The organism is Enterobacter asburiae (genome assembly GCF_007035645.1).
Taxonomy (GTDB): domain Bacteria; phylum Pseudomonadota; class Gammaproteobacteria; order Enterobacterales; family Enterobacteriaceae; genus Enterobacter; species Enterobacter asburiae_B.
This window is the reverse complement of the sequence record NZ_AP019632.1, coordinates 1,327,058-1,337,873: the sequence shown is the minus strand read 5'-3', so window position 1 is coordinate 1,337,873 and position 10,816 is coordinate 1,327,058. Positions and strand designations below refer to the sequence as shown.

The following is a 10,816-nucleotide window of genomic DNA, read 5'->3' as shown; positions in this document are numbered from 1 at the left end:
ATTGGAATTTTGATATGAATCGGGATTGCGCGAATCTGTATTAATCCCTTAGGAGCAGAGAGCGCAATCCGGCGGCTTTGTTTTCAATCTCCTGCCACTCCTGCTCCGGGTCAGATCCGCTGACAATACCGGCGCCGGCGTAGAGCCGCAGGGAGTCCTCCTGAACGCGCGCGGAGCGCAGCGCCACGCAGAACTCACTCTGTTCGGGGGATAAGTACCCGGCCGAACCGGCATACCACTCGCGGTTAAAGGGTTCAACCTTCTGGATGAACTCGCGCGCGGGCTGTCGGGGTAATCCGGCAACGGCCGCGGTCGGCTGCAACATGAGCAGACACTGCTCGTCGTCGGCCTGTTTCAGCTCGGTCCAGATACAGCGGCGCAAATGCTGCACCTTACGCAGGCGTACCACCTGGGGGGGCAGTACCTCAAGCGTCTGCGTAGAGTGCTGAAGACGCTGGCAGATATCTTCCACCACCAGCATATTTTCGCGCTGGTTTTTATCATCGTTCAGCAGCCACTCGCCCAGACGCTGCGCCTGTTTATCATCATTGTGGCTGGCGACGGTACCCGCCAGCGCTTCCGTGCGCAGCAGCTTGCCGCGCCGACGCCAGAGACGCTCGGGCGTAGAGCCGAGAAACGCGTTGCTGGCGTCGAATACCATGCAGAAATGATAGCAATGTAAATTCAGGGCGCGGCTGGCGGCCATCAGCGCGACGGGGTTAACGCGCTGCGTGAACTGCAGATCGGTTGCCCTGGCGAGCACCACTTTTTCAAACTCACCGCGCGCGATGGTCTCCGTCGCCCTGCGGATAAGTTTCAGCCATTCGGCCTGCTGCGGCTGATGGGTTTCGTGCTCAACCTGCACGGAGAGCGGACGGATAGATTTGGCAGGACGAAGCCGCTGTAAAAAATCCTGCGCGACGCGGGCATCCTCCACAAGCGAGCGGTCGCTCCAGAGCTGCAGGCGCAGCGTGGCGTTGCCGGCGGTACGTCGCCAGAGCAGTCGCGGTAAAAAGAGGCTCCCCTGTTCGGGATTAAAGGCGTTCAGGCCGCAGATGCGAGTATCTTGCGCCGCATTTTGCTCGCGCAAAAACTGCGAGGCTAATGCCAGAGAGGAAAATTGGTTGACCGCCCCCAGCGCGGCCAGCTCTTCATCGCCGTTACGCTGCTGCCAGTAAAACTGCGGATAACACTGCTGCTCGCCCAGCCAGGCGAGGGGATCGAAGGCGTCGTTTAACGGGAAAGAGACGTCGAAATGACGTATGCCGGGTGCTGCGGGTAACGCTTGCGATAGCTGGGTACGCAGTTGCTCCAGCGCGAGGAAAATCGAATTCACGCGAACCTCTCCCTGTTAAAACCTCGTATTATACGGGGTACTGGCCATAAATAGCAGTACCCACGTATAGGGAGTGGTTAAGCGGCTTAACGACGGGCTAACAGCAGCCCCAGCACCAGCCCAACGGCAGCACCCACCCCAATACCCTGCCACGGTTTTTCATGCACGTAATCATCGGCACGATACACCGCTTTTTTGGCACGGTAGTAGTAAGTATCTGACGCATGGCTGACGCGGTTTTTCACTTCATGCAGCGCCTGCTCGGCACGGGCTTTTAGCTCAATATATTTCTGATCGGCAGGGTCGCCGGAGGAACGTAACACCTCTTCCAGCGTTTCGCTCAGCAAGGCCAGGTCGTCGTCGATACGGGTATCCCAGGATTGAAATGACATATTTTTCTCCATGTTAGTACACCAGTCCGCTAACTATAGCCAACGAGATGCCATTACGCCTGTTTCACTTCTCGCGCCATGCCGACGTGCGGAATGCCATCTTCATCGTATACCTCCGTCACTGGCGCAAAGCCAAAGTGCCCGTAAAAGGATTGAAGATGCGCCTGCGCGCCGAGGTATAACGCCTTGTCCGGCCACTGTTTCCGGCACGCCTCCAGCGTTTTTTCCATCAGCTGATAGCCCAGTTTTTCCCCTCGCGCTTTGCCGCTAATGATGACGCGGCCAATGACGACGGGCTCAAAATCGTCTTCGCTTTTCAGAATCCTCGCATACGCCACCAGCTCGTTATCCCGCCAGCCGAGGATATGGCGGTTCTCACCGACAAGGTCATCACCATCGATGTCCTGATACGGGCAGGTCTGTTCCACAACAAACACTTCACAGCGCAGCTTCAGCAGGGCGTAAAGTGAATGAACGGTGAGGTCGCTATGATGTAAATCTTGCCACTGGATCATGTCAGTCTCCTTCCTGGGGTTCATCACGTTATACTAAACCCCTCCCCGTTCGGCAAAGGGCTGATTGCGTTATGGAACTGATTTTTCTGGGTACGTCCGCTGGCGTGCCAACCCGCTCACGAAACGTGACGGCGATCCTGCTGGATCTTAAGCATCCCACCCGCGGCGGGCTGTGGCTGTTTGACTGCGGTGAAGGGACGCAGCATCAGCTGTTACACACCGCTTACCACCCCGGCAAGCTGGATAAAATTTTTATCACCCATCTGCATGGCGACCACCTGTTTGGCCTTCCCGGCCTGCTGTGCAGCCGCTCGATGGCCGGTAACGCCAACCCGCTGACGATTTACGGGCCAGCGGGTATTCGTGAATTTGTCGAAACTACGCTGCGCCTGAGCGGGTCATGGACAGATTATCCGCTGGAGGTCATTGAGATTGCCGAAGGGCTGGTATTCGACGACGGGGATTATCGGGTTACCGCTCAACCGCTCAATCATCCTGTGGAGTGCTATGGCTACCGTATTGATGCGCATGATAAACCCGGCGCGCTGGATGCCGCCGCGCTGATGGCCGACGGCGTAAAACCCGGGCCGCTGTTCCAGCGTCTGAAGCACGGAGAGACCGTCACGCTGGAGGACGGACGCGTCATAAACGGCCAGGATTATCTCGCCGCACCGCAGCCCGGCAAAAAACTGGCGATTTTTGGCGATACGGCCCCGTGCCCGGCGGCGCTCACTCTGGCCCAGGGCGTGGACGTCATGGTGCATGAAGCGACGCTTGAAACGGCGATGGAAGAGAAAGCCAACAGCCGGGGCCATAGCTCCACGCGTCAGGCGGCACAGCTTGCCCGTGACGCGGGCGTCGGGCGGCTCATCGTCACTCATGTCAGCTCGCGCTACGACGCGCGGGGATGCGCAAACCTGCTGGCAGAGTGCCGCGCGCTGTTTCCGGAATCTGAGCTGGCCGAAGATTTCGCTCAGGTTAGCGTTTAGTCCTTCATTTTTCCCTGAGGATGCCGATAACGATTAAAAGGTCAGCATTTCTCTCGAGGGTAGAATGGATAATTTCCAGAAAGATATTGATGACAGGGCGAATCTGACCCTGTCGAACCGTTTTGAACTGTTGCTGTTCCGTCTTGGCACCTCTCTGAACGAAAATAAATCCGAGCTGTTTGGCATTAACGTCTTTAAGCTGCGTGAAATTGTGCCGATGCCGGAGTTCACGAAACCCGCCGGGATGAAGTCACCTCTGATGGGAATGGTGAATATACGCGATCAGGTGATCCCGGTGATTGACCTGGCCGCCGTGGCGGGCTGTAAGCCAACCACCGGGCTGAACATCCTGCTGATCACCGAGTATGCGCGCAGCGTGCAGGCGTTTGCCGTGGAATCGGTTGAGAACATCATGCGTCTGGACTGGAAGCAGGTGCATGCGGCGGAAACCGCCGTCAGCGGTCGCTACATCACCAGCATCGCGTGTCTTGACGAGAAGACCGATACCAACGATCTGGCGATGGTGCTGGACGTTGAGCAGATCCTGTATGACATCACCCCGGCCAATCACGATCTGCACGCCACGAACCTGAAGACCACCAAATTCCATATCAAACCGGGCGCTGTCGCCATCGTCGCGGAAGACTCCAAAGTGGCGCGCTCGATGCTGGAAAAAGGTCTGCAGGCCATGGAGATCCCGGCACAGCTGCATATCACCGGCAAAGACGCGTGGGAAAAAATCGGCGTGCTGGCGGCGCAGGCCCAGGCTGAAGGGGTTCCCATCACCGATAAGATCGCTCTGGTGCTGACCGACCTCGAAATGCCGGAGATGGACGGTTTTACGCTGACGCGCAAAATCAAAACCGACCCGATATTGAAGGACATTCCGGTCGTGATCCACTCTTCCCTTTCCGGCAACGCCAACGAAGACCATATTCGCAAGGTGAAGGCGGACGGGTATGTGGCGAAGTTTGAGCTGAACGAACTGTCGTCGGTGATTGAGGAAGTGCTGGACCGCTCGATGAAGAAGATTGACGGACCGTTGATTAGCCGGAAGCAGCTGGCTTAGTCGGGTGGCGCTACGCTTACCCGACCTACAAAACCCGTAGGCCCTGCAAGCGTAGCGCCGCTGGGCAAACCATAAAAAAACCCGCCGAGGCGGGTTTTTTCGTTACGTGCGGGCTGGTGCCCTCACCCCGTCCCTCTCCCACCGGGAGAGGGCGCAAACATTAAAAAAGGCAACTTTCGTTGCCTTTTTGCTTTCACCTTACATCAGCGGCATCGCTCGCTGCACGATATCAATCAGCGGCTGCGGATAGATACCGAAGATCAGCACCAGCAGTGCGGAGATAAGCACGACGATACCACCGGCGCTGTACTGCCAGTTGGTTGGGGCATCACGATTGAGCTGCTGAGGCGCGCTCAGGTACAGGCTCACGGCCACGCGCAGGTAGTAGTAGAGGCCAATCGCGGAGCCGATAACCACGCCCGCGGTCAGCCACCACAGGTGCGCCTGCACACCGACGGCCAGCACGTAGAACTTACCGATAAAGCCGAGCGTCATCGGGATACCTGCCAGAGAGAGCATCATCACGGTCATTACCGCGGACAGGATCGGACGGTGCCAGAACAGACCACGGTAGGAGAACAGTGAATCGGCATCCGGGCCACGGTACGGGCTGGACATCAGGCTCACCACGCCGAAGGCGCCGAGGCTGCTGAACAGGTAACCGGCCAGATACACGCCCACGGCTTCCATTGACATCTCGCCGCTCTGCAGCGCAATCAGCGCCACCATCAGGTAGCCCAGATGAGAGATAGACGAGTAGCCCAGCAGACGCTTGATGTTGGTCTGGCTCAGCGCCATCAGGTTACCGAAGATGATGGAGACGAACGCGATAATGCCCAGCACCACGCGAACCGCTTCGCTGTCACCAACCGGCGCGTACAGGAACAGACGCATGACCACACCGAAGATAGCGATCTTGCTCGCCGTCGCCAGGAAGGTCGACACCGGAGCCGGAGCGCCCTGGTATACGTCTGGCGTCCACAGGTGGAACGGCACCAGAGAGAGTTTGAAGCCGAGGCCAACAATCATCATGCCCAGACCCGCCAGCAGCAGCGGCTCATGCAGCATGCCGTCACCGAGGCTCTTGCCGAGCGCCATGAAAGAGAGGTTACCGGACTGTGCGTACAGCAGCGCAATACCAAACAGCAGGAACGAGGATGCCGCAGCAGACAGAATGGTGTACTTGATGCTTGCTTCCAGGGAGCGCTTCTGACGGAAGGCGTAACCAATCAGGCCGAACAGCGGCAGAGAGATCAGCTCAATACCGAGGAACAGAGCGGCCAGGTGGTTCGCATTCGCCAGCAGAATGCCGCCCAGCGCGGCAATCAGAACCAGCAGGTAAAACTCTTCTTTGTTGTCGTTGTAGCCTTCGAGCCACGGGTACGCAAAGGTACAGGTTGCCAGGCTCGCCAGCAGCACCAGACCGGTATACAGCATGGCGTAACCATCAACGCGCATCAGCGGGGTGACGTCCATCGCCCCACCCTGGCCAACAAACCAGAGAGAGACTAACGCGGCGTTCAGGCCGATGACCGACAGCGTGGCATTCAGGAAGTGATTGCGTCGCCACGCAATGGAGAGCATCACAACCACCACCGTCAATCCGACGATCAGCAGCGGTAGCAGCGCGATCAGTTGTTGTGGAGTTATTGTCATGGCGAATTACGGCCTTGTAGTAGAAGCAGAATTAACAAACCACTGCTGGATGTTACCCATCGCGCTATGCGAGGTATCCAGAATCGGCTGCGGGAAGAAGCCCAGCAGCACCAGCAGTACGACCAGCAGCAGGATGATGAACAGCTCACGCAGCGACATCCCCGGCAGTTCTTGTGCAGCAATTTCGCTCTTCGCTTTACCGAAGTAAGCGCGGTGCAGCATCGCCAGCGAGTACACGGAAGCGAACACCAGACCAAAGGTGGAGATCACGGTAATCACCGGTACCACTTTGAAGCTGCCGAACAGAATCATAAATTCGCCGACGAAGTTACCGGTACCCGGCATCCCCAGGGTAGCCACTGCAAAGAACATGGACAGCGCTGGCAGCCATTTAATTTTGCTCCACAGGCCGCCCATCATGCGCATGTCGCGGGTATGCAGACGTTCGTACAGCTGACCGCACAGGATGAAGAGGCCGGCTGCGGACAGACCGTGCGCAATCATCTGGATCACCGCGCCCTGGTACGCCAGCTGGCTGCCGGTGTAGATAGCAATCAGCACGAAGCCCATGTGGGAAACGGAGGTGTAGGCAATCAGACGCTTGATGTCGTACTGCGTGAAGGCCATCCAGGCACCGTAGAAGATACCGATCACACCCAGCCACATGGCAATCGGTGCGAACTCTGCGGAGGCATTCGGGAACAGCGGCAGTGCGAAACGCAGCAGACCGTAGGCCGCCGTTTTCAGCAAGATGCCCGCCAGGTCAACGGAACCCGCCGTTGGTGCCTGAGAGTGCGCGTCTGGCAGCCAGCCGTGCAGCGGAACGACCGGCATTTTCACCGCGAACGCGATGAAGAAGCCCAGCATCAGCAGGTATTCAACGCCGTGGGACATTGGCGTTTTCAGCAGATCTTCGTAGTTGAAGGTCCAGGTTCCGGTCGCGTTGTGGTGAACAAACACCAGCGCCAGAATAGCAATCAACATCACCAGACCACTCGCCTGGGTATAGATGAAGAACTTGGTTGCCGCCGTGATACGCGTTTTACCGTCGGACGCCTTGTGGCCCCACAGCGCGATCAGGAAGTACATCGGCACCAGCATCATCTCCCAGAAGAAGAAGAACAGGAACATGTCGATGGCAAGGAACACGCCGATCACGCCGCCCAGGATCCACATCAGGTTCAGGTGGAAGAAGCCCTGGTATTTTTCGATTTCTCGCCAGGAGCAAAGTACCGCCAGAACGCCGAGCAGACCGGTCAGCACCACCATCAGCAGCGACAGACCGTCAATCGCCAGGTGGATCGTAATGCCGAAACGCGGGATCCACGGCAGGATGAACTCAGACTGCCACTGCGGAATGCCCGCAGACTGGGTCAGTGAGTAACCGCCCTGCAACCACAGTTGCAGGCCAAGCGCGAGCGTCAATCCCATGGTGATCAGCGCGATCCAGCGCGGCATCTTCACGCCAAAGCGTTCAGTCTGCCAGCACAGGAAGCCGCCGATGAAGGGAATTAATATTAGCCAGGGTAGTAACATGGCGATTTACATTCCTTTTTAAGGCCCCCAGCAGGGGCCTGATTTTCAACGAATTCGAATAAAATTCACTTAACGATCAACGCAACACCATCAGCAGCGCCAGCACGACAACCGCACCGATGCTCATGGACGCCACATACCAGCGCAGGTAACCGTTCTCGCTGTACAGCAGGCCTTTACCTGCAAAGCGGGAAAGGATCGCCGGGATATTCATCAGGCTGTTCAGTGGGTCGCGCTTCAACAGCCACGCAATGCCCAGGAACGGCTTAACGAAGATCATGTCGTACAGCCAGTCGAAGCCCCACGCGTTGTACCACCAGGTGCCCAGCAGACGGCCCGGCGCACTGTTGGCAACGGCAGTCACCAGCGTACGTTTGCCCAGCCACAGCCATGCAGCGATCAGGATGCCCGCGATAGCGACCACACCGGAGGTGATTTCAAGCGTCAGAACGCGACCGTGCTCAAGCTCGGTGGTGTCTGGCAGTACGCCCTGCAGCGGTGGCACAATCATCGCGCCAACGAAGGTGGACAGTACCAGCAGCACAATCAGCGGCAGGTGGTGGGTGATCCCCTTCCCTGCGTGAGCGTGAATTTGTTCTTTACCGTGGAATACGATGAAAATCATACGGAAGGTATACAGGGAGGTCATGAACGCACCGACCAGACCCGCAACCATCAGATTGATATGACCATTCGCCATGGCACCCGCAAGGATTTCGTCCTTACTGAAGAAGCCCGCGGTGATCAGCGGCAGTGCCGCCAGCGCCGCGCCACCCACCAGGAAGCAGACATACACCAGCGGAATGGACTTACGCAGTCCGCCCATCTTGAAGATATTCTGCTCGTGATGGCAGGCCAGGATCACGGAACCGGATGAGAGGAACAGCAGCGCTTTAAAGAACGCGTGCGTCATCAGGTGGAAAATGGCTGCGTCCCACGCCTGAACGCCCAGCGCCAGGAACATGTAACCAATCTGGCTCATGGTGGAATACGCGAGAACACGTTTGATGTCGGTCTGCACCAGCGCGGCAAAGCCTGCCAGCACCAGCGTGACCGCACCGACGATACCCACCAGATGCAGAATTTCCGGGGTCATCAGGAACAGGCCATGGGTACGCGCAATCAGGTAGACACCGGCGGTTACCATGGTCGCGGCGTGGATCAGCGCGGAGACAGGGGTTGGACCCGCCATCGCGTCGGCCAGCCAGGTCTGCAACGGCAGCTGCGCGGATTTACCCACGGCGCCACCCAGCAGCATCAGCGTTGCCCACCACAGCATGTTGTTGCCTGCAGCGAAGTGCGCCGGCGCCAGTTCCACCATTTCGCGGAAGTTCAGCGTGCCCAGTTCGTTGTAAAGAATGAACAGCGCGAAAGCGAGGAAGACGTCACCCACGCGGGTCACGACGAACGCTTTCATGGCCGCTGCGCCATTCTTCGGATCGGTGTAGTAGAAACCGATCAGCAGGTAAGAACACAGACCTACGCCTTCCCAGCCCAGATACATCAGCAGCAGGTTATCGGCCAGCACCAGAACCACCATGCTGGCGATAAACAGGTTGGTGTAGGCGAAGAAGCGGGAGTAACCCTCTTCACCGCGCATATACCAGGAGGCGAACATGTGGATCAGGAAGCCCACGCCGGTGACCACGGAAAGCATGGTCAGCGAGAGGCCGTCCAGCACCAGGTTGAAGCCGATGTTGAAATCACCGACCGACATCCAGGTCCACAGCGGCACGCTGAAAGGCTGACGCCCGTTGTTAAAGAAGTCGATACCCGCATACGCCGTCACCAGCGCAGCCAGACCGATGGAGCCAATGCCCACGGTCGCAGACAGATTCTCAGACCAGCGGCCGCGAGAAAACGCCAGCAGCACGAAGCCAATCAGCGGAAAAATAATGGTTAAGGCAAGCATGTTCATCCACGCAACTCACTTACTGAATCGATGTTCAGGTTCTGGCGGCGACGATGGAGCTGCAGCAACAGCGCCAGGCCAATACTCGCTTCGGCAGCCGCGAGGCTGATGGCGAGAATGTACATCACCTGACCATCGGTCTGGCCCCAGTAGCTTCCGGCGACCACGAAGGCCAGCGCGGAGGCGTTAATCATGATTTCCAGACCGATCAGCATAAACAGCAGATTGCGGCGGATAACCAGACCGGTCAGACCCAGAACGAATAAAATCGCAGCGAGGATCAGTCCATGTGTTAAGGGGATCATGCGCGCTCCTCCGTTTTTCTTTTCGCGCGGTCGTCAGTGCGGTTGCTCAGCACCTCGCCAGCGCGCTCTTCGCGGCCAACGTGGAAAGCAACAACCAGACCTGCCAGCAGCAGCATTGAGGCCAGTTCAACCGCCAGAACGTATGGGCCAAAGAGCGTGATACCGACCTCTTTAGCGCCAATCGGCGTGCCGTCGATGCCCTGATCGTTGACGCCCAGAATGGCGTAAACAATCACCGCCAGCATGATGGCCGACAAAATTGCCGGGCCAATCCACACCTGCGGTTTTAACCACTGACGTTCCTGCTCAATTTCAGAGCCGCCCAGGTTCAGCATCATCACCACGAACACGAACAGCACCATGATGGCCCCGGCGTAGACGATGATTTCCAGCGCACCGGCGAAGTGCGCGCCCAGTGCGAAGAACACCCCGGAAATGGCCAGCAGCGAGATGATTAAGTACAGCAGCGCATGCACCGGATTGGTGTGCGTAATCACTCGTAGCGTAGCCAGGATGGCGATAAGGCCACAGATATAAAAAGCGAATTCCATTGCCCTCTCCTTACGGTAACAGGCTCTTGACGTCGATAGGCTTAGCTTCGTTCTCTGCTTCGCCCTTATCTTTGCCGTCGATTGCCATACCCGCCATCCGGTAGAAGTTATATTCCGGGTATTTGCCCGGACCGGAAATCAGCAGATCCTCTTTCTCGTACACCAGGTCCTGACGCTTGTACTCACCCAGCTCGAAGTCTGGAGTCAGCTGAATCGCCGTGGTTGGGCACGCTTCTTCACACAGACCGCAGAAGATGCAGCGTGAGAAGTTGATGCGGAAGAACTCAGGGTACCAGCGGCCGTCTACCGTCTCTGCTTTCTGCAGAGAGATACAGCCTACCGGACACGCTACCGCACACAGGTTACAGGCAACGCAGCGCTCGGAACCGTCCGGGTCGCGCGTCAGCACGATACGGCCACGGTAGCGCGGCGGCAGATATACCGGCTCTTCCGGGTACATCCGGGTTTCGCGTTTGGCAAACGCGTGCAGGCCGATCATCCAGATACTGCGTACCTGGGTACCAAAGCCTACCAGTAATTCTTTTAAGGTCATGG

11 protein-coding genes are annotated in these 10,816 nt (G+C 57.7%); 2 read left to right on the top strand and 9 right to left on the bottom strand.

The window, feature by feature from the left end; all coding sequences use genetic code 11:
- Positions 1-40 precede the first annotated feature (40 nt).
- The 3 genes from menF to FOY96_RS06315 form a co-directional block, all read right to left on the bottom strand.
- Positions 41-1,336: an isochorismate synthase MenF gene (menF, locus tag FOY96_RS06325; RefSeq protein ID WP_143346667.1), complete on the bottom strand. Its 1,296-nt coding sequence runs from the start codon at positions 1,334-1,336 to the stop codon at positions 41-43.
- Positions 1,337-1,422: 86 nt separating this feature from the next.
- Positions 1,423-1,728 (bottom strand): stress response protein ElaB, encoded by a 306-nt coding sequence (elaB, locus tag FOY96_RS06320; protein ID WP_008500219.1) that lies wholly within the window; start codon positions 1,726-1,728, stop codon positions 1,423-1,425.
- Positions 1,729-1,781: 53 nt separating this feature from the next.
- Positions 1,782-2,243 carry a GNAT family N-acetyltransferase gene (locus FOY96_RS06315; protein WP_033146075.1) on the bottom strand — a complete coding sequence of 154 codons (462 nt, stop codon included), beginning with the start codon at positions 2,241-2,243 and terminating at the stop codon, positions 1,782-1,784.
- A 71-nt stretch (positions 2,244-2,314) separates the two neighbouring features.
- Here FOY96_RS06315 and rbn point away from each other — a divergent pair, with 71 nt between their 5' ends.
- Both rbn and FOY96_RS06305 read left to right on the top strand, forming a co-directional pair.
- On the top strand, positions 2,315-3,232 hold the full coding sequence (gene rbn / locus FOY96_RS06310) for a ribonuclease BN (protein ID WP_143346666.1): 918 nt from the start codon (positions 2,315-2,317) through the stop codon (positions 3,230-3,232).
- Positions 3,233-3,296: 64 nt separating this feature from the next.
- Complete coding sequence (locus FOY96_RS06305; protein WP_033146077.1) at positions 3,297-4,301, top strand: chemotaxis protein; 1,005 nt, start codon at positions 3,297-3,299, stop codon at positions 4,299-4,301.
- Between the two features lie 198 nt (positions 4,302-4,499).
- Here the strand turns inward: FOY96_RS06305 and nuoN are convergent, their stop codons facing one another.
- The 6 genes from nuoN to nuoI all read right to left on the bottom strand — a co-directional run bounded on the left by nuoN (position 4,500) and on the right by nuoI (position 10,814).
- Entirely contained in the window at positions 4,500-5,957 is a 1,458-nt protein-coding gene (gene nuoN, locus FOY96_RS06300) for an NADH-quinone oxidoreductase subunit NuoN (protein ID WP_029740937.1), read from the bottom strand.
- A gap of 6 nt (positions 5,958-5,963) precedes the next feature.
- Positions 5,964-7,493, bottom strand: a complete 1,530-nt coding sequence (gene nuoM, locus FOY96_RS06295; protein WP_023312532.1) for an NADH-quinone oxidoreductase subunit M — start codon at positions 7,491-7,493, stop codon at positions 5,964-5,966.
- 76 nt (positions 7,494-7,569) lie between these two features.
- Complete coding sequence (nuoL, locus tag FOY96_RS06290; protein ID WP_014884634.1) at positions 7,570-9,411, bottom strand: NADH-quinone oxidoreductase subunit L; 1,842 nt, start codon at positions 9,409-9,411, stop codon at positions 7,570-7,572.
- Entirely contained in the window at positions 9,408-9,710 is a 303-nt protein-coding gene (nuoK, locus tag FOY96_RS06285) for an NADH-quinone oxidoreductase subunit NuoK (RefSeq protein ID WP_003861496.1), read from the bottom strand. Before nuoK ends, nuoL begins: the two co-directional genes overlap by 4 nt.
- Entirely contained in the window at positions 9,707-10,261 is a 555-nt protein-coding gene (gene nuoJ / locus FOY96_RS06280; RefSeq protein ID WP_023312534.1) for an NADH-quinone oxidoreductase subunit J, read from the bottom strand. Before nuoJ ends, nuoK begins: the two co-directional genes overlap by 4 nt.
- 10 nt (positions 10,262-10,271) lie before the next feature.
- The gene (nuoI, locus tag FOY96_RS06275; RefSeq protein ID WP_003861491.1) at positions 10,272-10,814 is read right to left on the bottom strand and encodes an NADH-quinone oxidoreductase subunit NuoI; all 543 of its coding nucleotides are present in this window, start codon (positions 10,812-10,814) and stop codon (positions 10,272-10,274) included.
- Between the last annotated feature and the right edge of the window lie 2 nt (positions 10,815-10,816).

What these genes read in the sequence shown, in the direction of transcription:
- elaB (WP_008500219.1), bottom strand. Translation starts at nt 1,728, where the DNA reads ATGTCATTTCAATCCTGGGATACCCGTATCGACGACGACCTGGCCTTG.
- FOY96_RS06315 (WP_033146075.1), bottom strand. Translation starts at nt 2,243, where the DNA reads ATGATCCAGTGGCAAGATTTACATCATAGCGACCTCACCGTTCATTCA.
- rbn (WP_143346666.1), top strand. Translation starts at nt 2,315, where the DNA reads ATGGAACTGATTTTTCTGGGTACGTCCGCTGGCGTGCCAACCCGCTCA.
- FOY96_RS06305 (WP_033146077.1), top strand. Translation starts at nt 3,297, where the DNA reads ATGGATAATTTCCAGAAAGATATTGATGACAGGGCGAATCTGACCCTG.
- nuoN (WP_029740937.1), bottom strand. Translation starts at nt 5,957, where the DNA reads ATGACAATAACTCCACAACAACTGATCGCGCTGCTACCGCTGCTGATC.
- nuoM (WP_023312532.1), bottom strand. Translation starts at nt 7,493, where the DNA reads ATGTTACTACCCTGGCTAATATTAATTCCCTTCATCGGCGGCTTCCTG.
- nuoL (WP_014884634.1), bottom strand. Translation starts at nt 9,411, where the DNA reads ATGAACATGCTTGCCTTAACCATTATTTTTCCGCTGATTGGCTTCGTG.
- nuoK (WP_003861496.1), bottom strand. Translation starts at nt 9,710, where the DNA reads ATGATCCCCTTAACACATGGACTGATCCTCGCTGCGATTTTATTCGTT.
- nuoJ (WP_023312534.1), bottom strand. Translation starts at nt 10,261, where the DNA reads ATGGAATTCGCTTTTTATATCTGTGGCCTTATCGCCATCCTGGCTACG.
- nuoI (WP_003861491.1), bottom strand. Translation starts at nt 10,814, where the DNA reads ATGACCTTAAAAGAATTACTGGTAGGCTTTGGTACCCAGGTACGCAGT.